Raw genomic sequence first — 21,451 nt, 5'->3', positions numbered from 1 at the left:
ACTAGGGTCACGGGGGGACAGGACATGAGCGATCAGGACAAGAAGGTCGAAGACGACCAGATCGAGGGAACCGTCCTCGCCGAAGGCGTCGATGAAGAACCGATCGAGTCCAACCGTCGGCTGTTCGAGGGCAAGGGGTACCTTGTCATCGCCACGCTCTCCACGATCTATGCCGCGTTCCACATGATCGCGCTGAACGGCGTTTCGATTTCCGATTGGACGGGGATCGAGATCCCGTTCCTGCCGCAATTCCCGATGGAGACGTGGAATTTCCGGATCGTCCACATCGCCGGCGCGCTGGCGCTCGGATTCCTGTTGTTTTCCGCCCATACCTTCGACGGCAAGGAGCACAAGGACACGCCGTGGCTGTCCATCATCGCCGCGATCCTGTTGATCCCTGCGGGCGTCGCGGGCTTCACTGCCATCGGCTTCATGCAGACCATCGCCTCGGGCGAGCTGCCGCAGATGGGCGGTCTGACCACATGGGCCGCCTTCCCCGGAACCGAGATCTACCAGACCGAGATCCGGTGGTTCGGCATCCCGCTGCTGATCGCAACCGGCGGGGCCATCGTGACCGGCTGGCTGGAACGGCGCGGGCGCGAACGCTACGCCGCCTCGGACGTGGTTCTGGCCGCCTGTGCGGTCGTCGTCGGCATCTACCTCGTCGCCATCTACGGCACAGCCGCGCGCAACTCGGTCGGCACCCCCTTTGTGCCCATCGGGGTCGCCTTTGCCGCAACCGCCGGGGCCGCGATGATCCTCGAACTGACGCGCCGCGTGGCGGGCCTCGCGCTGGTGGTCATCACGGGCATCTTCCTGCTCTACACGTTCACGGCGCACCTGCTGCCCGGCATCCTCGCCGTGTCGAACGCCTATAGCTGGCAGCGCTTCTTCGGCCATGTCTATTCGGACGCGGGCATCCTTGGGCCGACGACGGCCGTGTCCTCGACCTACATCATCCTTTTCATCATTTTCGCCGCCTTCCTGCAGGCCTCGAAAGTGGGCGACTATTTCGTCAACTTCGCCTTTGCCGCCGCAGGGCGCGCGCGCGGCGGCCCCGCCAAGGTGGCGATCTTCGCCTCGGGCCTGATGGGGATGATCAACGGCACCTCGGCTGGCAACGTGGTCGCCACCGGGTCCCTGACCATCCCGCTGATGAAGCGGGTCGGCTACCAGAAGAAGACCTCGGGTGCGATCGAGGCCGCGGCCTCGACCGGTGGGCAGATCATGCCGCCAATCATGGGCGCAGGCGCCTTCATCATGGCCGAGATCACCGGCATTCCCTACCAGGAGATCGCCATTGCCGCGATCATCCCGGCGATCCTCTATTTCGCGTCGATCTACTTCATGGTCGATTTCGAGGCTGCCAAGCTGCACATGCGCGGCATGCGTGAAGACGAGCTTCCCAAGTTCCGCGCCCTGGTGAAACAGATCTACCTGTTCGTGCCGATCGTGATCCTGATCGTGGCGCTGTTCCTTGGCTATTCCGTGATCCGGGCCGGAACGCTCGCAACGGTCGCAGCGGCCGTGGTCAGTTGGCTGACGCCGCACCGGATGGGGCTAAGGTCGATCCTCAAGGCGTTTGAACTGGCCGGTGTCATGTCGATCCAGATCATCGCGGTCTGTGCGGCGGCAGGCATCATCGTGGGCGTCATCAGCCTGACCGGCGTCGGCGCACGATTCTCGGCGGTTCTGCTCGATCTGGCGGGCGCATCGAACCTGCTGGCCCTGATCTTCGCCATGGGCATTGCGATCCTGCTTGGCATGGGCATGCCCACGACGGCCGCCTACGCCGTGGCGGCCTCGGTCGTTGCGCCGGGTCTTGTCAGCCTCTTCGTCGAGAACGGCATGGAGCAAAGCACCGCCACGCTGACGGCGCATTTCTTCGTCTTCTACTTCGCCGTGGTCTCGGCCATCACGCCACCCGTGGCGCTGGCCAGTTACGCCGCCGCCGGCATCTCGGGGGCCAACCCGATGGAAACCTCGGTTGCGTCCTTCAAGATCGGCATCGCGGCCTTCATCGTGCCCTTCATGTTCTTCTACAACAGCGCCATCCTGATGGAGGGCAGCGCGTTCGAGATCATCCGTGCCGGCATTACCGCGACCTTCGGCGTGTTCCTTCTGTCCTCGGGCGTGCAGGGCTGGTTCATGGGCGGGCGCACCGCGTGGTTCCTGCGCGTGGGCCTGATTGTCGCCGCCCTGTTCATGATCGAGGGCGGCCTGGTCAGTGACGTGATCGGCATCGGTGCCGCGGTCGGCATCTTCTTCATCCAGAAGGTCATCCGTCCGGACCCGAACGCGACCATCTCGGTGCGCGGCGCCGACTGACCGTCCACCTGGACACCCAAGCAAACCGGCGGTGCCTAAGGGCGCGGCCGGTTTTCTTTTGGCGGGGGCTGGGAACCGGACGGCCTTTGCGCCACAACCACGGTCATGAAGACCTTGCACCAATCCCCCACCGACGACGCGTTCGTCCAGAACCCCTACCCGTTCTATGCCCGCGCGCGCGCTGTCGGTCCGCTTGTGGTCTGGGCCGAGTACGACATGCCGGTGGCCACGACGCATGAGGCCGTGAACGCGTTCCTGCGCGACCGGCGGTTCGGGCGCGAACCGATCACCGCCTTGCCGATCCCCGACCACCTCGCGCCGTTCTACGCCGTCGAGGCACATTCGATGCTGGAGCTTGAGCCGCCACGCCATACGCGGCTGCGCGGCCTCGTCCTGCGCGCCTTCACCTCGCGCCGGATCAAGGCCATGGCGCCCGAGATCGACACCCTGTCCCGCGACCTGATCGCGCAATTTCCCGACGCGCCCTTCGACCTGCTCGATGCCTTCTGCCGCCCGATCCCGGTGATCGTCATCGCCCGGCTGCTGGGGGTGCCCGAAGAGATGGCCCCCGATCTGCTGCGCTGGTCCAACGCGATGGTCATGATGTACCAGGCCGGGCGCACACGGGCGGACGAAGACCTTGCCGTCGCCGCCACGGAAGAGTTCGTCGCCTTCATGCGCGACTATATCGACCGCCGCAGGACCGACCCGCGCGATGACCTGATCTCGGCCCTGATCGCGGCAGAGGAGGACGGCGCCAAGCTCTCGACGGACGAGATGATCACCACCTGCATCCTGCTCCTGAATGCCGGGCACGAGGCGACGGTTCACACGATGGGCAATGGGGTGAACCTCGCGCTCGACCGCGGCCTTCGCCCGGCGGGCGATGCCGAGGGCTTCGTCGAAGAGATCCTGCGCCTCGATCCGCCGCTGCATCTGTTCACGCGTTGGGCCTACGAAGATGTCGCGTGTTTCGGCCACCAGTTCCGGCGCGGCGACCAGGTGGGCCTTCTGCTGGCCTCGGCAGGGCAGGACGACAGGGCCTATCCCGATGCGACCCGTTTCGACCCGACCCGCGCCGGCCCGGCCAACCTCGCCTTCGGTGCGGGGCTGCATTTCTGCGTCGGAGCGCCCCTCGCACGGCTGGAGCTACAGATTGCCCTGCGCAACCTTTTCGCGCTTTGCCCGGACCTGCGATTGGCCGACCCCGCACGCTACGCGGATATCTACCATTTCCACGGGCTGGAGCGCCTGATGGTCACGCGTTGAGGGTCAGACCCGCCGCCTCCAGCGCAGCCGCGATCTGATCGCGCTTGGCCAGCGCAGCCTTGCGCCCCGCCTCAATCGCCTTTTCCGCCTCGAAGAAGGACAGGGCCGACAGGTCCGTCAGATCGACCTCGATGCTCACATCCGGCGGATCGGCCGCCGCGCGGGTCCGGCGCAGGTATTCGGTCAGCATGTCGAGCGCCGCGTTGACCGCTTCGATGGCTTGCGGGGCCGGCTGGTCGGCGGCCTCGTCCGGCTCCGGACGCCAGTCCTGCGGGAGCAAATCCATGAATCGCTGCTCCAGCGCGGCCCAGATCCCCGCGCCCTCTTCGGCCTCCGGCACCCAGACCCGCCCTGAGGGTTTCGCATTCGGGTTGACGGCAATGATCACATCCGCCCCGCGCGCCCGCGCCACGGAGACAGGGACGGGGTTGGTCAGGCCACCATCGACCAGCCAATGCCCGTCGATGGACTGCGGCGTGAATAGCCCCGGAATGGCCAGGGACGCCCGGACAGCGGGCAGCAACGGCCCCTGCCCCAGCCAGATCTCGCGCCCGTTATCCAGCCGGGTCGCCACGGCGGTGAAAGAGCGCGACAGGCTCTCGATCTCGCAATCGAGGCCCCATTCGGACAGGACATTGGCGATCTCGCGCCCCGCCACCAGCCCGCCCGCGGACAGGCGCAGGTCGACAAGGCTGAGAAACCTGGAATGGGTCAGCGCCAAGGCCCAGTCCGTCAGGTTTGACCGGACACCGCCCGCCTCTGCCGCGCCCACCAGCGCCCCCATCGAGCAGCCCGCCACGATATCAGCCTCGACGCCCATCTCGTCCAGAACGGACAGAACCCCGAGGTGGCACCACCCCCGCGCGCCACCCGACCCAAGCGCCAACCCGATTTTCGGCCGTCGTGCCATCGCACCACCCCCGGTGACCAGTTCGCCCGATCTTTATCCTGAAAAATATGCCCGCCGGAGGCAAGCCGCGGAGGGGGCTCAAGGCCCCCGCCGTGGCTTCACCGGGCGACGCGTGACACGCGGCGCGCCCATGGGCCGGTCACTCGGCGGCGTGCTTGCGGGGCTGCAACATCGGCTTGAGATAGCGCCCGGTATGCGAGCGTTCGACCTCGGCCACCTCTTCCGGCGTGCCTTCGGCCACGATCTGGCCGCCGCCATCGCCGCCTTCCGGGCCGATATCGACAATCCAGTCGGCGGTCTTGATGACGTCGAGGTTGTGCTCGATCACCACCACGGTGTTGCCCTGCTCCACCAGTTCATGCAGCACCTCGAGCAGCTTCTTCACATCCTCGAAATGCAGGCCCGTCGTCGGCTCGTCGAGGATATAGAGCGTGCGTCCCGTGGACCGCTTGGCCAGTTCCTTCGACAGCTTGACCCGCTGCGCCTCGCCGCCCGAAAGCGTCGTCGCCTGCTGGCCCACCTTGATATAGCCCAGCCCGACCCGCACCAGCGCGTCCATCTTTTCGCGGATCGAGGGCACCGCCTTGAAGAATTCCTGCGCGTCCTCGACCGTCATGTCGAGCACATCGGCAATCGATTTGCCCTTGAACTTGATCTCCAGCGTCTCGCGGTTGTAGCGCGCGCCCTTGCAGGTCTCGCAGGTGACGTAGACGTCCGGCAGGAAGTGCATCTCGATCTTGATGACCCCGTCGCCCTGGCACGCCTCGCAGCGCCCGCCCTTGACGTTGAAGCTGAAGCGCCCGGGCTTGTAGCCCCGCGCCTTGGCCTCGGGCAGGCCTGCGAACCAATCGCGGATCGGCGTGAAGGCGCCGGTATAGGTCGCCGGGTTCGACCGCGGCGTGCGCCCGATGGGCCGCTGGTCGATGTCGATCACCTTGTCGAGATGTTCCAGCCCCTTGATCGTCTCGCAGGGCGCAGGCGTCTGGCGCGCGCCGTTCAGCTTCATCGAGGCGGTCTTGAACAGCGTTTCGATGGTCAGGGTCGACTTGCCGCCGCCGGAGACGCCGGTCACGCAGACGAACTTGCCCAAGGGGAACTTGGCCGTCACCTCCTTGAGGTTGTTGCCGGTCGCCTTGACCACGGTCAAGGATTTCCCATTTCCCTTGCGGCGCTTGGCCGGCACCGAAATTTCGCGCGTGCCCGACAGGTATTGCCCGGTGATCGAGGCCGGATCGGCGGCGATTTCCGCCGGCGTGCCCTGTGCCACGATCTGGCCGCCATGCACACCGGCTCCGGGGCCGATGTCAAAGACGTAATCGGCCTCGCGCACGGCCTCTTCGTCATGTTCGACCACGATGACCGTGTTTCCCTGGTCCCGCAGGTTCTTCAGCGTCGTCAGCAGCCGGTCGTTGTCGCGCTGGTGCAGACCGATGGAGGGTTCGTCCAGCACGTAAAGCACCCCGGTCAGGCCGGACCCGATCTGGCTGGCCAAGCGGATACGCTGGCTTTCGCCGCCCGAGAGCGTCCCGGCATTGCGGCTGAGCGTCAGGTATTCGAGGCCGACATTGTTCAGGAACCCAAGCCGCTCGCGGATTTCCTTGAGGATCGCCCGGGCGATTTCGTTCTTCTGTTGGGTCAGGTGCGCGGGCACCGTCTCGCACCACTTGAACGCCTCCTTGATCGACATCTGCACGACCTGCCCGACATGCAGGCCCGCGATCTTCACCGCCAATGCCTCTTCGCGCAGCCGGTACCCGCCACAGGCGCCGCAGGGGCGGTTGTTCTGGTAGCGTTCGAACTCTTCGCGGATCCAGGCGCTGTCGGTCTCGCGATAGCGGCGCTCCATGTTGGGGATCACCCCTTCGAAGCTGCGCTCGACCTGGTAGACGCGCCCGCCCTCGTCGTAGCGGAACTTGATTTCCGTCTCGCCCGACCCGCGCAGGAACACCTGCTGCACGTCAGACGGCAGGTCCTTCCACTTGGTCTTGGGGTCGAACCCGTAGTGTTTGGCGATGGCCTGGATCGTTTGCAGGAAATAAGGCGACTTGCCCTTGCGCCACGGCGCGATTGCCCCGTCTTCCAGCGACAGCGCCGCGTCGGGCACCATCAGGCGCTCGTCGAAGAACAGCTCGACGCCAAGCCCGTCGCATTTCGGGCAGGCCCCGAAGGGCGCGTTGAAGGAAAACAGCCGCGGCTCGATCTCGGGGATGGTGAAACCCGAAACCGGGCAGGCGAAATTCTCGGAGAAGGTGATGCGTTCGGGCTCCCCCTCTTCCTCGCGCGGGGCGGTTTCGAGAATGGCGATCCCGTCGGCGAGATCCAGCGCGGTGCGGAAACTGTCGGCCAGCCGCGTCTCGGCGCCCTCGCGCACCACGATACGGTCGACCACGACGTCGATGTCATGGCGAAATTTCTTGTCCAGCGTCGGCGGTTCGTCCAACTCGTAGAAGGACCCATCCACCTTCACCCGCTGGAAGCCCTGCTTGCGCAGTTCGAGGAATTCCTTGCGATACTCGCCCTTGCGATCGCGCACGATGGGGGCCAGCAGGTAGGCGCGCGTCCCCTCCTCCATCGCCATGACCCGGTCGACCATGTCCTGCACCTGCTGCGCTTCGATGGGCTGGCCGGTGGCGGGCGAATAGGGCGTGCCCGCCCGCGCGAACAACAGGCGCAGGTAGTCGTAGATCTCGGTCACCGTGCCGACCGTCGAGCGCGGGTTCTTGCTGGTGGTCTTCTGCTCGATGGAAATCGCGGGGCTCAGGCCGCTGATGTGATCGACATCGGGCTTTTCCATCATGTCGAGGAATTGCCGTGCATAGGCCGACAAGCTTTCGACATAGCGCCGCTGCCCCTCGGCATAGATCGTGTCGAAGGCAAGCGAGGATTTGCCCGAGCCGGACAGGCCCGTGATCACCACCAACTGGTCGCGCGGAATATCGAGGTCGATATTCTTGAGGTTGTGCTCGCGCGCGCCGCGCACCTCGATCTGCTTCAACTCGGGCATGGGGGAACCTGTCGTTAACCGTCTACGGGTAAATAGGGGAGCGGCGGTGAGTCTCCAACTGAATTTTGAGAACATTGCGGGAACACGAGCCGCGCGTGATGCCGAAATCCGCAGAATGAGATTTCATTGGGCGGACCCGTTTCGCCCTGCCTGCGTTTGGAGGTTGCACCGCGCGGAGGCACCATGACGGATTTCATTGCACAGCACGCCCAGGCCATCTCTCCCCTGGCCAATCTGGCCATGGTGGCGATCTGGTTGATCTACCTGCAGGTTTTCCTCACGACCTATCGCCGCCAAAGGCGCAGTTCGATCCACATCGACCGCGGCGCGGCCAAGGGCGAAAACGCGCGCTGCCTCGTCACCAATATGGGACAGGAGCCGATCTACCTGCTGGCGGTGGTCGTGGATTTCGGCCAGCGGGACAGCACATCGCGCGCTGTTGTGACGGATCGCGATGAATTGAACGATGAGGCCGTGACATCCCCGTTGGAGCGTACGACGCAAGGCCCCCTGTGTCAGGGCGAGGTACGCGACCTCGGCAGCCTGGCGGATTTGATGAACCGGGCCCGCGCGCGCCTGAACGTGGAAATCGAGCGTGATGCGCTCAGGTCCATGTGGGTCACGGTGGTCGCGATTTCGGATCAGGGGACTCATCTGGTGGCAGCCAGCAAGTGCTTCGAAGCCAAGCATTTCGAGAGCGACGCGCCGATCTTCGTGCCGCAAACGATCTTGACGAAGCAGGTCCGGTCCCGGTGGCAGCGCCGAACGCTGCGGAATTGGCTGGAAGACCGCGACGAGCTTTAGCCCCGGACGGGCAAGGCCCGTGTCGCGGCGCGGTATGCCACCAGCGTCGCCGCGCCGCCCAACACTCCGATCGCGATCGCAAAGGGCAAGGAGGCGCCGGCGCCCAGGGCGGCGAGGAGCGGGGTGCCCGAAAAGGTGCCGACATTGCCAAGCTGCGCCAAGGCCCCGTTGGAAAGCGCGCGGTCGGACGCCGTTTCGTTCAACCAAGGCACGGCGGCGAACCCGGCCCCGGCCACGACACCGCTGACCGCCATGGCGATCACGGCCAGACCCGGCGCCAGCGGCCCGGCCGCCCATGTCGCCGCGAAAAGGATCGCCATGAGGAAAAACCCGAACGGGACCAGACGACCCGGCGCGATGCGACGCGCCAGAACGCCCGCCGCCAGGGACCCGGCCAACCCGGCAAGGGGCAGGACGGCCGCCAGCCAGCCGGCCCCAAGGGCTTGGGGGAGATAGGTGACCAAGGCGAGGAACAGGGCCGCGTAGATGCCGTGGCCGAGCGCCGGGGCGAACAGGCGCGGCGTGGCATAGATCGCCAGGTGATCGGCAAGGCCCGGCGCGGCGCGACGCTCCCCGCTAACACCGCGCGGCAGCATGCGCCAAAGGACAAAGGCAATAAGCCCGGCAAGCCCGGCATGGACGCCGTAAACCCAACCGGCGGATTCGCCTGCCAGAACCGCCGTCAGGCTAAAGCCCACGCCGAAGAAGGTCGCCCAAAGCCCCATGACCATCGGGCGGTCGCGGTCACTGGCCAGCCCCGCCATCAGCGTGGGGATCGCGACAACAAGGCCGAGATGCCCCGCGCCTTCAAACACGCGTAGCCCCATCAAAACGGGAAAGGGCGGCAAACTCGCCTGCAACGCCCCGGCCGCAGCCGAGACACCAAGCGCGATCAGGATCGCGCGTCGCGGTCCGAGGCTGGCCACGACACCCCCGGCCAGCACACCGAAAAGCACCCCAATCACCGCCACGCCGGACACGGCAAAGGCGACGGGCGCGCCGGGATAGGCACGCTCCAGCGCGTCGAGGGTGACGGAAACCTTGGCGAACTGCGCGGCGGCCACCAGCCCGGCAAGGTACAGCGCCCCGATAAGGGGCCAGGGGGTGGCTTGACGCGTCATGTGGCGGGCTTCGCACCGCGCCGCATGGCCGTCAAGCAAGCATGCGATGACGCTGCGGAAATCCCGACCTTTGCGGAAATGGCGACTCGGCCTAGCCTGCGGACGAGGCCGTGGTGTCCCACTGCCAATGCGCAAGCCAAATTACATTCTCGACGATAAGGACATCTTCAGATGCGCCGCATATTTTACGCCCTTCTCACCTTGCTTCTTCTGCCCTTCGCCGCCGTGGCGCAAGCTCCTGACCGGGCGAACACGATCCTCGTGCTGGACGGATCGGGGTCGATGTGGGGCCAGATCGACGGCGTGAACAAGATCGTCATCGCCCGCGAGGTCATTGCGGATTTGCTTGGGGATATGCCGGACGAGCAATCGCTGGGGCTGACCGTTTACGGGCACCGCCAGCGCGGCAGTTGCACCGATATCGAGACCATCGTCGAGCCTGCCCCCTTCACGCAGGACCGCATCCTGGAGGCGGTCAATGCCATCAACCCGCGCGGACGCACGCCGATGACGGATGCCGTTGTCGCCGCGGCCCAGTCGCTGCGGCATACCGAGGAACCGGCGACCGTCATCCTCGTCTCGGACGGGATCGAGAACTGCAACCCCGACCCCTGCGCCATGGCCGCCGAGCTCGAGGCCGCAGGCGTGGGCTTCACCGCGCATGTCATCGGCTTCGACGTCGCCTCTGAACCCGAGGCGCGGGCGCAGATGCAGTGCATCGCCGACAATACCGGCGGCCTGTTCCTGACCGCCGACAACGCGTCGGAGCTGTCGGCGGCCCTTGAGCAAGTCGTCATGGCCCCGGCGATGCGACCCACGGCCCTGCGGATCGAGGCGCGGCTGACCCCCTCGGGCGGCGTGCCGGCGCGGCCCATTGGCTGGACGCTCCTGTCCGGCGCGGGCGAGGTTCTGTCGACCGGCACGCAAGGCCCCGCGATCACGACCGAGCTGATGCCCGGCGACTACGTGGCCCGCGCCACCCGCGCAGAAGCCGATGGCCCGGCCACCTACCAGACGGCGTTCAGTGTGATTGAGGGCATGCCCGGCCCCATCGTCGTGTCCATGCCCGACATCGTGGAAACCGTGCCCGTGACCTTTACCGCGCGGGTCGAACCGGACATGACCGTTCCTGCCTCGCCCTTGATCTGGACCCTGTTCGACGGCGCGGGGCAGCAATTGCTCGGGCCGGTCGAGGCGCCGGGCGGCAATGTCGCGCTGTTGCCAGGCGATTACCGCCTGTCGGTCTATCGCGTGGCGCAGGAAACCACGCATGAGGCCAGCTTCACCGTCGCCGCGAACACCCCGCAAGAGGTGATCATCCCCCTGCCCGCGCTGATGGTCGACGTGACCTTCTCGGCCCGGATCGGCGGCGAGGCGGGCCCCCTGATCACCGACCCGGTCATCTGGGAGGTGACGCCCCTTGCCACCGCGACCGAGATCGCACCGGCGAACCCGGCCGCGTTGGGCCTGACGCGCGGGGCCTACCGCGTCACCGCCTACTGGACGGCTCAGGAAATCGAACAGAGCGTTGATTTCGTCATCGTGGATCAGCCGCGCGAGATCGCCGTGGTCTTCCCTGAACCGCAACAGCGCGCGACGATCACCGCGCCGGCCAGCGCCGTGGCAGGCTCGACCATCGAGGTTGGCTGGGACGGCCCGAACGAGGCCAATGACTATATCGGCATCGGTCGCGCCGACGGCGAAGGCTCGGCCTGGGTGAACTACACCGAAACCAGCCGTGGCAACCCCGTCAGCCTTCTGATGCCAATCGAAGCGGGCGACTACGTGATCCAGTATTTCCTGCGCGACGGGCGCACGCCCATTGCCAGTGCGCCCATCACCGTCACACCGGTCGAGGCGTCGATCACGGCACCCGGCACCGCCGTGGCCGGCTCGACCATCGAGGTCGGATGGACCGGCCCCGCCTATGACGGCGACTATATCGGGATCGGACGGGCCGATGGCGGGGGCAGCGGCTGGGAGAACTATGTCGAGGCGCGCAACGGCTCTCCGATCCAGCTTCTGGTGCCCGTGACTCCGGGGGAATACCTGATCAGCTACTATGCCCGTCAGGACCGCACCCGGATCACCTCGGTGCCGATTACGGTCACGCCGGTCGAGGCCAGCATCACGGCCCCTGAGACCGCCGCTGCCGGATCGACCATCGAGGTCGGGTGGACCGGGCCTGGCTACCTCGACGATTACATCGGCATCGGACGCGCGGACGGCCAAGGCTCGGCCTGGGAGAATTACTTCAACGTCTCAGACGGCAATCCCGGCCAACTGCTCGTGCCGGAAACGCCGGGGGACTACGTGATCCAATATTTCCTTCGGCAGGACAGAACGCCCATCGCCAGCGCCACCATCACCGTGTCCGAGGTCGCCGCGTCGATCACGGCGCCGGCCACGGCAACGGTCGGATCGACCATCGAGGTCGGCTGGACCGGGCCGAACTACCGCGACGACTACATCGGCATCGGGCGCGCGGATGGGCAAGGCTCCGCCTGGGAGAATTACGCCTACACCCGCGACGGGACCCCGGCGCGCATCCTGATCCCGACGGAGCCGGGCGATTATCTGATCCAGTATTTCCTGCGACAGGATCGCACCCCCATCGCCAGCGCCCCCATCACCGTGTCCGAGGTGGGCGCGTCGATCACGGCTCCGGCCAGCGCCACGGCCGGATCCATGATCGAGGTCGGATGGACCGGACCCAACTATGCCGATGACTATATCGGCATAGGGCGGGCCGATGGGCAGGGTTCGGCCTGGGCCAATTACAGCTACACCCGCGACGGAAACCCGCTGAGCCTTCTGGTCCCCGCAGAACCCGGGGAGTACGTGATCCAGTATTTCCTGAACCAGGATCGCACCTCCATCGCGTCGGTTCCGATCACGGTCAGCGCCGTCGAGGCATCCTTGAGCGCGCCCGCAAGCGCCGTGGCGGGCTCGACCATCGAAGTGGGGTGGACGGGGCCGGATTACCGCGACGATTACATCGGTATCGGACGCGCCGATGGACAGGGGTCCGCTTGGGCGAACTACGCCTACACCCGAGACGGCAGCCCCGCCCGCCTTGTCATGCCGCCGGAACCGGGGGCCTACGTAATCCGCTATTTCCTCAACCAGGATCGAACCGCGATCGCCGAGGTTCCGATCACGCTCAGCCCGGTCGAGGCCTCGCTAACGGTGCCCGACACGGCGCAGGCCGGCACTACGATCGAGGTTGGTTGGACCGGACCGAATTACGACGGCGATTATATCGGGATCGGGCGGGCCGACGGGCAAGGCAGCCAGTGGGCACGATACGCCTACACCCGTGATGGTTCGCCGGCGCAGCTTCAATTGCCCGAGGAGCCGGGCGCCTACGTGATCCGCTATTTCCTCGACCAGGACCGCACCGCCGTGGCGTCGGTGCCGATCACGCTGGAGTAAGGGACGAAAAAGAAAAGGGCGGCCCCAATCGGGCCGCCCTTTGTCCTGAGCGCCGTGGCCTTCAGATGTGGATCACGCGGTCGAAGGCGTCGAGCACGGATTCGTGCATCATCTCGCTGAGCGTCGGGTGCGGGAAGACGGTTTCCATCAGGTCCTCTTCCGTGGTCTCCAGCTTCTGCCCCACGACATAGCCCTGGATCAGCTCGGTCACCTCGGCTCCGATCATGTGCGCGCCCAGCAGTTCGCCCGTCTTGGCGTCGAACACCGTCTTGATCATCCCCTCGGGTTCGCCCAGCGCGATGGCCTTGCCGTTGCCGATGAAGGGGAAGCGACCGACCTTGACCTGATGGCCCTTCTCCTTGGCTTTCGCCTCGGTCAGGCCGACGCTGGCGACCTGCGGATGGCAATAGGTGCAGCCTGCGATGCTTTCGGGTTTCACGGGGTGGACGTTGTTCTTGCCCGAGATCAGCTCGGCCACCATGACGCCCTCGTGCGACGCCTTGTGGGCCAGCCACGGCGCGCCGGCGATATCGCCGATGGCGTAGAGCCCCTCGACACCCGTGCGGCAGTAGGCGTCCGTCACGACATGGGTGCGGTCGATCTTCACGCCCAGCTTCTCAAGCCCGAGCCCCTCGGTGTTGCCGACGATGCCCACGGCCGAGATCACCGTGTCGAACTCGTGCTTTTCGACCTTGCCGTCCACCTCGATATGGGCGGTCACCTTGTCGGCCCCGCGATCGAGTTGCTTGACCATCGCCTTTTGCAGGATCTTCATCCCCTGCTTTTCAAAGGACTTCTTGGCGAAGGCGCTGATCTCGGCGTCTTCGACCGGCAGGATGCGGTCCATCACCTCGACCACGGTCGTCTCGGCGCCCAGCGTGTTGTAGAAGCTGGCGAACTCGATGCCGATGGCGCCCGAGCCGATAACCAGCAGTTTCTCGGGCATATGCGGCGGGGTCAGGGCCGTTTTGTAGGTCCAGACCCGCTTGCCATCGCCCTCCAGCCCGGGCAATTCGCGGGCCCGCGCCCCGGTGGCGAGGATGATGTTCTTGGCGGACAACTCCTCTGTGCCCTTGTCGGTCTTGACCGAGACCTTGCCCTTGGCAGGGATCGTGGCCTCGCCCATCACGACGGTGACCTTGTTCTTCTTCATCAGGTGCGCCACGCCGGAGCTGAGCTGCTTGGCCACCCCGCGCGAGCGTTTGACCACCGCGTCGATATCATACCCGATACCATCGGCCTTAAGGCCGAACTCCTTGGCGCGGTGCATCAGGTGGAACACCTCGGCCGAGCGCAGCATCGCCTTGGTGGGGATGCAGCCCCAGTTCAGGCAGATGCCGCCCATATGTTCGCGTTCAACGATGGCCACTTTCAGGCCAAGCTGGCTGGCGCGGATCGCGGCGACATAGCCGCCCGGCCCCGCCCCGATCACCACAACGTCAAAAGTCTCTCCGGCCACGGTCTGTCCTCCCGGCGAAATCCGATTTGTTCAACGTTAAACAAATTGGTCGCAGGACGCAAAGCCACGAAATTGCGCGCAAGGCAGGTTTTCCTGTCACGCAAGGCCCCCCGGGTCAGGCCGCCTGCACCTCGGACAGGATCGCGGCGTAGCCACCGTTCTCAAGGAAATCGCGCTCGGCCTCGGTCGAGACACGGCCAAGGGCCGCGTTCCGGTAGGGAAAGCGGTTGAAACGGCGGATGATCTCGCGATGCACCCGTGCATGCAGCAGGTTGTCCGTGCCCTCCATCCGCTCGGCCATCAGGCGCACGCAATGATCCTGATCGGTCAGCCGTTCAGAATGCATGAAGGGCATGTAGAAGAACTGCCGCATCGGCCCATCGACACGCATGTCCCAACCCCGTTCCAGCGCGTAGCAGGCAATCGTACGGGCGCGATCATCGGTGGCGAAGGCGCGCGGATCCTCGCGGAACATATTGCGCGGGAACTGGTCCAGCAGGATGATGAGGGACAGCGCCCCCGCCGGATTGGTCGCCCAGCCTTCATCCAGCGCGCCGCCAGCGGCCTCTTCCCACAAGGCCCCGAAAAGCTCGGTAATCTGCGCGTCGAACCCGTCGTCTTTCTTGTACCACATCTCTGGACCGGCCTTTTCCCAAAAGGCCAGCACCTTGTCTGCTCGATCGTCCATCTGCCGTGTCTCCTCCTCCAACAGGTGCCCGGTCTCGTCCTTTGGGACATGAAGCCGGCATCACTCCCCCGTCGCCGCCTCCTCCTCTGCGGCTTCGGCCAGTTCCTCGGCCGCTTCGACATACAACTCCTGCGCGGTCTCGACCGCAACCGGCGACGCGGCACCGGGCAGGATCGCGGCGTAGGAGACGGCCTCGTAATCCCCTTCATCGGCATAGGCCGACACACGTTGCGTCATCCGCCAGACCCCGTAGACTGCGACGAGGAACAGGATCACCGACATGAAGGACCAGAAGGCCGCGGGCCCCACCTGCCCCATGATCAGACCCATGACAGGCGGACCGGCGATGGCGCCCAGACCGTTCACGAAGATCAACCCGCCAGAGGCGGCGGCCATGTCCTCGGGTTCGAGGTAGTCGTTGGTATAGGCGATGATGAGCGCGTAAAGCGGTTGCACGAACCCGCCGGAGACGACGCCAACCGCCAGAACGACGGTGAAGACGTCCCCGAACATGGCCCCGACCAGCCCTGCCACCCCGGCCACGACAGCAGCCCCAATGATCAGCAGGCGTCGGTCCATCCGGTCCGACATCCAGCCGATGGGGTATTGGAACAGGATCGCCCCGATGAAGAAGCTCGACACGAAAAGCGACAGTTGCCCAAGGCCAAAGCCCGCCTCGGTCGCATAGACAGCGGCCATCGCGTATTGCCCGGCAAAGACGGCCCCCAGCATCAGCATGCCGACGACGCCGAAGGGCGACGCGGTGTAAAGCTGGCGCAGCGTCATCGGGCGCGCCGCCTCGAAAGCCGGGGTCGGCGTCGCGGACAACAGGATCGGCGCAAAGCTGAGCGAGACGAGGATCGACGGGATCACGAACAAGAGCCAGCCGGACGGATCGCCCGCCGACAGGATACCCTGCGCCGCGACGAAGCCGAGCATCTGAACCAGCATGTAGGCCGACAGGGATTGCCCGCGCGTTTCATTGGTCGCGGAATTGTTCAGCCAGCTCTCCGCGGTCACGTAGACACCGGACAAAGAAAACCCGATCACGACCCGAAGGGCCATCCAGACATAGGGATCACTGACGATCGGATAAGAGATCACCACCGCCGAGATCAGCGAGCCCAGTGCCGCGAAAACCCGCACATGTCCGACGCGCGCGATGAATTTGGGCGCGATGGACGAGCCGCCGAGGAACCCCAGGAAATACGCCGAGCCGATCAGCGACAGCTGGAAGGTGGTGAACCCCTCCAACGCCCCGCGCACGCCCATCAGCGAGCCCTGCAACCCGTTTCCGACCTGCAAAAGGAACATTCCGAAGAGCAGGGCCCAAGAGGCCCGGATCACGTTCAACATGGCGCATTTCCTTCGCTTTCCGGCAGGCTCCCCCACCGATAGCGCCGCCGTCTGTCAGATTCGCGACGGAATCAAAAGCGATGCGTCGCCATAGGAAAAGAAGCGGTACTTGTTCGCCAGGGCATGGGCGTAGATCTGCTTGATCCGTTCCTGCCCCATCAGCGCCGAAACCAGCATCATCAGCGTCGATTTCGGAAGGTGGAAATTCGTCATCAACGCATCGGTCACGCGCCAGGCATACCCCGGATAGATGAAGATATCGGTATCCCCCTCGAAGGGCCGCATGGTGCCGTCCGCGTCCGCCGCCGTCTCGATCAGGCGCAGCGCGGTGGTGCCGACGGGAATGATGCGACCGCCCGCCGCGCGGGTCGCGTTGATCTCGTCGGCCGCCTTTTCGCGCACCTCGCCCCATTCGGCGTGCATCTTGTGGGTGGTTACATCCTCGACCGTGACCGGCAGGAAGGTGCCCGCGCCGACATGCAGGGTGACGAAGGTGAAATCGACCCCGCGCGCGGTCAGCGCCGCGATCAACGCCTCGTCGAAATGAAGGCTCGCCGTGGGGGCCGCAACGGCCCCGGCGCGCTTGGCCCAGATCGTCTGGTAATCTTCGCGGTCACGTTCATCCGGGGCGCGCTTGCCCGCGATATAGGGGGGCAGCGGCATGGCGCCGGCCGCGTTCAGCGCCGTGTCGAAATCGGCGCCCGACAGGTTGAAGCGCAGCCGCAAGCCCCCCTCCAGCCCCACGACATCGGCGCTCAGATCCTCGGAGAACACCACCGTTTCGCCCAGGGCGAGCTTGCGCAGCGGCTTGGCCAGCGCCGACCACGCCCCGTCCGGCTGCGGCTCCATCAGCGTGACCTCGATCTTCGCCGAGACCGGGCCTTGCGCGGTATCGCGGTGCCGCCGCCCGGTCAGGCGCGCGGGGATGACCCGCGTGTCGTTCAGAACCAGCCGGTCACCGGGCTGCAACAGGTCCGGCAGGTCGTAGACATGGCAGTCCCGCGTCTCGGGTCCGTCGGCCACCAGCAGTTTGGCCGAGGACCGTGGCCGCGCGGGCCGGGTCGCGATGCGATCCTCGGGAAGGTCGAAGTCGAAATCGTCCAGTTTCATTGGCCTTGGTCCTCGTCCGAGAAATCGGGCGGCGGCGCGCGAAAGATCTCGCGGAAGATGCCCGGCGTCAGGATCGAAAGCGGGTTCACCGTGACGTTCGTCGCGCCCCGCGCTCCGGTCAGCTGGTAGGAGAACCCGAACAGCCCCTCCCGACGCGGCGAAAAGATCGCGCCGAACAGCCCGTTGACCATGTAGAACGGCGAAATGACACCCTGCATCTCGAATTGCCGGGTGGCGATGTCATATTCGCCGTCCATCGACAAGCCGAGAGACGGGCCGAGGGCCGTTCCCTCGCGCAGGCGAATGCGTTCCGGGCTCAACCGGAAGCGCGCGTTGACATCGCCGAGGCTGATCCCCTCGCCGCTGAGTTGTTCCAACAGGCCCACGACCGAGATCAGGTTCAGCAACTCGGCCACGGCGGGCGCATTGCGCAATCGGGGGCCGTCGATCGACAGGCGTCCGTTGTAATGGCCCGGCTCACCCGTCGCCCGCAGGATCAGGTCCATGTCACCGCCATAGGCATCGTTATAGATGCCGGCGGCCCGCATGACCGCACCGCCATCGGCGGATTGCAAGCGTACGGATGTGCCCTCGGCCGAGGAGACCAGCACGCCCGAGACCTGCGCCGCCCCGTTGATCGCCCCGCGAAACTGGCCCTGGAGCCCGCCGACGCTGGTCAGATCGGCCCTGAGACCGGTCAAGGCGATGCCGTCGGCCACCTGCAACCGGTCCAGTGCGACTGAAATCGGCCCCGATGCCTGATCGTTCGCACCGGCTCCGCCAGCGCCCTGCCCGGCACTGCCACCGGCGACCGCGGCAAGGTTGCGCATGTCGACGATGCCGCCCGTGATGTCGATCAGGGGCGGGCCGCCGCTTCGCGCGACAAGCGCCCCTTGCACGTCAAGCCAGCTTGCGATGCTGAACCGGTCGGCGACGAGACGCCCGAACCCGCCTGCCGTGGACAGGCGCACCGCACCGTTCAGCGTCAGCCCGGCGGCGTCGAGGTCCAGCCGCGTGATTTCGGCATCGTCCCCAAGGCGGGCCTCGACCTCGAGACTGCCCGTGCCATCCCGGCCAAGCTGCCAGCCGAGCGACGGAATGGCGAGGCTGATCCCGGCCAGATCCGATTGCAAAGTCAGGGCGGGCGGCGCGTCGGGCATCAGGCGCAGATCGACCGCCGCGCTGCCGCGCCCCGCGATCAGCCACTCGGGCAAGACCACACCGAGAGAGGCCAAGCCGTCCCGGCTTACCTCGGCCATCGCGTCGAGCCGCGATCCCGGTTCGGCACCGCGCCCGATCTCGCGCTGCCAACTGCCGGTGATCTGCACACCGTCAAAGCTGGCGCGACCTGACACGACAAGCTGCCTGTCCGCGATCGCAACATCCAACCGATCCGCAGCCAGCCTGCGCCCGGTGACAAGGGTATCCGTGCGGTACGTTTCCACCGCACCGGTCACGGTCAGATCTACCCCCGCCAGCGGGTCGCTGCCTTCCGGGCGGCGCTGCAGCCGGGTGACGATCTGCGTGCGTGCGCTGAGTTGTCCGCGCCCAATCCGTTCCGGCGTCATGGTGCCGCTGCGCAGCACGTTGAACGGGGGCGCATCGAGAACGTGCATCACCTCGACCAGATCGCCCGAAATGCTCAGGTCCATTTCCGCCGTGGCAGGTCTGAGGGATGTGTCGGGGATCACGAACTCCGATCCGGCAAGCGACACGCTGTCCTGTCGCCCGTCCGCCATGATGCGCCCCTCGTCGAGACGAATGACAAGCCGCCGGCCTTCAAGCTGCAGGTAGCCCGCGCCGTCCGTGATGGGCGGACCGACCCGAAAGGAATTCCACTCGGCGTCTGAGAAATCGAACTGCACCATGTGGCGTGGCTCAGCTCCGGGCGCGTGGCGCAGAGCGAAATCCACCCCCTCCAGACGCCCGGCGTGAACACGGTCGGACACCCAGTTTCGCGGCTGCGACAGGGCCGTTGCGGGCCAATAGGACAGAACGGTGGCCAAATCCGTTTCCGGCACATGCGCATCGACCGAGATCGCCAGACCGTCGGGCAAGGACACCACTTCGCCGCTTGCGGCCACCCGCAGCGGGCCGTCATGGAGCACGGCCCGACCGATCTCGAGCCTGATGTCCGGCGCGAGGGTCAGGCGCAGATCGACCGCCGCGCCGTCAAGGGCAAGCGGCGCGTCGTAGAAGCCCTCGGGCGCCGCCGTGATCTCGCTCAGGCGCAATTGCCCGACGAAGCTGTTGCCATCCTCCGAGACATCCGCATGACCGGCCGCGACGAAATTGAGCTGCGATGCCGTCAGCGCAAGCGTGCCGAATTCCATCCGGCGGCGCTGCGCGTTGTAGCTCAGCGTCGCATCGATCGCGTCGAACCCCAGCGGCGGCGCCTCGGGGCCCAAGGTCAGCTCCCCTGCGCCGATTGCCAGGGTGCCGCCGAAATCCGACAGGGAACCGTCATCGTCCAGCCGCGCGGTCATCGCGCCCGAGATCGGCGCGCGCATCAGGTCCAGCCAGGCAAGCGACGGGTCGAGCGCGGCAATGTCCCGCGCACCGAGCGAGGCGAAGCGCATCGCGATCGAGGTTTCGCGCGCCCCGGTGCGCCGCGCGAACTCCATGTCGACCGTCGCGTCCCGACGCCCCGAGAGATCGCCCGACACCGACAGGGCCACGCCCTCGGCATCGCGCGTCAGCGTGGCGGTCGCGTTTCTCATGCGCAGGACGGGGCCAGAGCGCGCGTCCTCCATCTCCAGCGTCACGTCCGTCGCCGTGATGGCCTGCAGTTCCGAGAAGGTGGGCGTCGAGAACATCGCGTCGAGGCGCGCCATCGTGTCCGTCAAAGGCGCCTCGGAGACGGGGATCGGATCGTCCGTCGCACCACCGATGAAATCGACATCGAACCGGCCCGTCTCGTCCCGGCTGAGCCGCATGCCGGGGCCGATCACGAAGATCTGGCGGGGGCGCACCTGCCCACGCAACAGCGGCCCCGGCGCCATGCGCACGCGCAGCACGGGAAAGGCCGCGCGCTCCGCTCCGGACAGATCGGTCATGACCACGTCGCGCAATTCGAAAGCCGGGGCGCGCCCCCCCTCAGGCAGGGCCAGCGCCATGTCGCCGATCTCGACATGATTGGCGGCCATGGCGCCGTCGATCCGCGCCTCGATCCGGTCTTGCAGACCCGCGGGCAGGCTCAGGGGGGACATGGTCAAGCGCCACCAGAGACCGGCCGCCCCCAAGGCGACCGCGAGGGGCAGGACTGCCAACAGGATCAGGCCCGCGAGCCGCCAGAGACCGCGGGCGGCGCGCCCGCCTCTTCCGTGGGCCTCGCCCGTCTGGGGAGGAGGAACTGACATATCTGCCCGCGCTGTCCTGATCTGCCTGTCGCGTTATGGGCCTTTATCTTCGCGCCAAACCGCCTAGCTTGCAATCCGCCGCAACGTCGGCTCACCCATGGCCAAAGAGGAGACCCGCGATGCCCGAAGCCGGAGACATGGCGCCCGATTTCACCCTGCCCCGCGACGGGGGCGACACGATCACCCTGTCGGGCCTGCGCCCCAAGCCGGTGGTCGTCTATTTCTACCCGCGCGACGACACCTCCGGCTGCACCAAGGAGGCATTGGCCTTCACCGAGCTTTCCGGCGAATTCGAGGCCGCCGGTGCCGTCGTGATCGGGATCTCGAAGGACAGCGTCGCCAAGCATGACAAGTTCATCGCCAAGCACGGGCTTGGGGTGATCCTCGCCTCGGACGAGGAGAGCGACACCTGCGAGCGCTACGGCGCTTGGAAGGAAAAGAGCATGTACGGCAAGAAGTTCATGGGCATCGAACGCTCGACCTTCCTTGTCGATGGCGAGGGCAAGATCGCGCGCGCCTGGCCCAAGGTGAAAGTGCCCGGTCACGCCGAAGAGGTTCTGGAGGCCGTCCGCGCCCTGTGACGCGAGACCGGTCGGCGCCCACCTGTC

13 protein-coding genes are annotated in these 21,451 nt (G+C 66.2%); 5 read left to right on the top strand and 8 right to left on the bottom strand.

Annotated features, from left to right (window positions below; genetic code table 11):
- Positions 1 to 24: 24 nt before the first annotated feature.
- A complete protein-coding gene (locus KUV65_RS01495; protein ID WP_222187098.1) occupies positions 25 to 2,328 on the top strand; it encodes a TRAP transporter permease in 2,304 nt (767 codons plus the stop codon).
- A gap of 105 nt (positions 2,329 to 2,433) precedes the next feature.
- Entirely contained in the window at positions 2,434 to 3,597 is a 1,164-nt protein-coding gene (locus tag KUV65_RS01490; protein WP_222187097.1) for a cytochrome P450, read from the top strand.
- Here KUV65_RS01490 and KUV65_RS01485 read toward each other — a convergent pair.
- Together KUV65_RS01485 and uvrA are read right to left on the bottom strand one after the other, a co-directional pair.
- Positions 3,587 to 4,507 (bottom strand): patatin-like phospholipase family protein, encoded by a 921-nt coding sequence (locus KUV65_RS01485; protein ID WP_222187096.1) that lies wholly within the window; start codon positions 4,505 to 4,507, stop codon positions 3,587 to 3,589. The two genes, KUV65_RS01490 and KUV65_RS01485, sit on opposite strands and share 11 nt — an antisense overlap.
- Positions 4,508 to 4,646: 139 nt before the next feature.
- Positions 4,647 to 7,511 carry an excinuclease ABC subunit UvrA gene (uvrA, locus tag KUV65_RS01480; protein ID WP_222187095.1) on the bottom strand — a complete coding sequence of 955 codons (2,865 nt, stop codon included), beginning with the start codon at positions 7,509 to 7,511 and terminating at the stop codon, positions 4,647 to 4,649.
- Between the two features lie 183 nt (positions 7,512 to 7,694).
- Between uvrA and KUV65_RS01475 the strand changes: the two genes are divergently transcribed.
- Positions 7,695 to 8,315 (top strand): hypothetical protein, encoded by a 621-nt coding sequence (locus KUV65_RS01475; RefSeq protein ID WP_222187094.1) that lies wholly within the window; start codon positions 7,695 to 7,697, stop codon positions 8,313 to 8,315.
- Here the strand turns inward: KUV65_RS01475 and KUV65_RS01470 are convergent.
- Positions 8,312 to 9,436 (bottom strand): MFS transporter, encoded by a 1,125-nt coding sequence (locus tag KUV65_RS01470; protein WP_222187093.1) that lies wholly within the window; start codon positions 9,434 to 9,436, stop codon positions 8,312 to 8,314. The two genes, KUV65_RS01475 and KUV65_RS01470, sit on opposite strands and share 4 nt — an antisense overlap.
- A gap of 171 nt (positions 9,437 to 9,607) precedes the next feature.
- Between KUV65_RS01470 and KUV65_RS01465 the strand changes: the two genes are divergently transcribed.
- Positions 9,608 to 12,871: a VWA domain-containing protein gene (locus tag KUV65_RS01465; protein WP_222187092.1), complete on the top strand. Its 3,264-nt coding sequence runs from the start codon at positions 9,608 to 9,610 to the stop codon at positions 12,869 to 12,871.
- A gap of 61 nt (positions 12,872 to 12,932) precedes the next feature.
- Here KUV65_RS01465 and lpdA read toward each other — a convergent pair whose 3' ends face one another.
- The 5 genes from lpdA to KUV65_RS01440 form a co-directional block, all read right to left on the bottom strand.
- On the bottom strand, positions 12,933 to 14,330 hold the full coding sequence (lpdA, locus tag KUV65_RS01460; RefSeq protein WP_222187091.1) for a dihydrolipoyl dehydrogenase: 1,398 nt from the start codon (positions 14,328 to 14,330) through the stop codon (positions 12,933 to 12,935).
- Positions 14,331 to 14,445: 115 nt separating this feature from the next.
- Entirely contained in the window at positions 14,446 to 15,018 is a 573-nt protein-coding gene (locus KUV65_RS01455) for a DUF924 family protein (RefSeq protein WP_222187090.1), read from the bottom strand.
- Positions 15,019 to 15,078: 60 nt separating this feature from the next.
- Positions 15,079 to 16,374 (bottom strand): MFS transporter, encoded by a 1,296-nt coding sequence (locus KUV65_RS01450; RefSeq protein ID WP_222187089.1) that lies wholly within the window; start codon positions 16,372 to 16,374, stop codon positions 15,079 to 15,081.
- Between the two features lie 54 nt (positions 16,375 to 16,428).
- A complete protein-coding gene (queA, locus tag KUV65_RS01445; RefSeq protein ID WP_222187088.1) occupies positions 16,429 to 17,484 on the bottom strand; it encodes a tRNA preQ1(34) S-adenosylmethionine ribosyltransferase-isomerase QueA in 1,056 nt (351 codons plus the stop codon).
- Positions 17,481 to 20,693, bottom strand: a complete 3,213-nt coding sequence (locus KUV65_RS01440) for an AsmA-like C-terminal region-containing protein (RefSeq protein WP_222187087.1) — start codon at positions 20,691 to 20,693, stop codon at positions 17,481 to 17,483. The genes queA and KUV65_RS01440 overlap by 4 nt, the downstream gene beginning before the upstream one ends.
- A 269-nt stretch (positions 20,694 to 20,962) precedes the next feature.
- On the opposite strand from KUV65_RS01440, the gene KUV65_RS01435 reads away from it, so the two are divergent.
- Entirely contained in the window at positions 20,963 to 21,424 is a 462-nt protein-coding gene (locus KUV65_RS01435; RefSeq protein WP_222187086.1) for a peroxiredoxin, read from the top strand.
- Positions 21,425 to 21,451: the final 27 nt, after the last annotated feature.

The organism is Maritalea mobilis, assembly GCF_019800885.1.
GTDB classification, from domain to species: domain Bacteria; phylum Pseudomonadota; class Alphaproteobacteria; order Rhodobacterales; family Rhodobacteraceae; genus Roseibacterium; species Roseibacterium beibuensis.
Note: the sequence above shows the minus strand (reverse complement) of the source record. Positions and strands in the feature narration are given on the sequence as shown.

Excerpts from the sequence above, each read along its gene's own strand:
- KUV65_RS01495 (WP_222187098.1), top strand. The coding sequence starts at position 25 with ATGAGCGATCAGGACAAGAAGGTCGAAGACGACCAGATCGAGGGAACC.
- KUV65_RS01490 (WP_222187097.1), top strand. The coding sequence starts at position 2,434 with ATGAAGACCTTGCACCAATCCCCCACCGACGACGCGTTCGTCCAGAAC.
- KUV65_RS01485 (WP_222187096.1), bottom strand. The coding sequence starts at position 4,507 with ATGGCACGACGGCCGAAAATCGGGTTGGCGCTTGGGTCGGGTGGCGCG.
- uvrA (WP_222187095.1), bottom strand. The coding sequence starts at position 7,511 with ATGCCCGAGTTGAAGCAGATCGAGGTGCGCGGCGCGCGCGAGCACAAC.
- KUV65_RS01475 (WP_222187094.1), top strand. The coding sequence starts at position 7,695 with ATGACGGATTTCATTGCACAGCACGCCCAGGCCATCTCTCCCCTGGCC.
- KUV65_RS01470 (WP_222187093.1), bottom strand. The coding sequence starts at position 9,436 with ATGACGCGTCAAGCCACCCCCTGGCCCCTTATCGGGGCGCTGTACCTT.
- KUV65_RS01465 (WP_222187092.1), top strand. The coding sequence starts at position 9,608 with ATGCGCCGCATATTTTACGCCCTTCTCACCTTGCTTCTTCTGCCCTTC.
- KUV65_RS01455 (WP_222187090.1), bottom strand. The coding sequence starts at position 15,018 with ATGGACGATCGAGCAGACAAGGTGCTGGCCTTTTGGGAAAAGGCCGGT.
- KUV65_RS01450 (WP_222187089.1), bottom strand. The coding sequence starts at position 16,374 with ATGTTGAACGTGATCCGGGCCTCTTGGGCCCTGCTCTTCGGAATGTTC.
- queA (WP_222187088.1), bottom strand. The coding sequence starts at position 17,484 with ATGAAACTGGACGATTTCGACTTCGACCTTCCCGAGGATCGCATCGCG.
- KUV65_RS01440 (WP_222187087.1), bottom strand. The coding sequence starts at position 20,693 with ATGTCCCCCCTGAGCCTGCCCGCGGGTCTGCAAGACCGGATCGAGGCG.
- KUV65_RS01435 (WP_222187086.1), top strand. The coding sequence starts at position 20,963 with ATGCCCGAAGCCGGAGACATGGCGCCCGATTTCACCCTGCCCCGCGAC.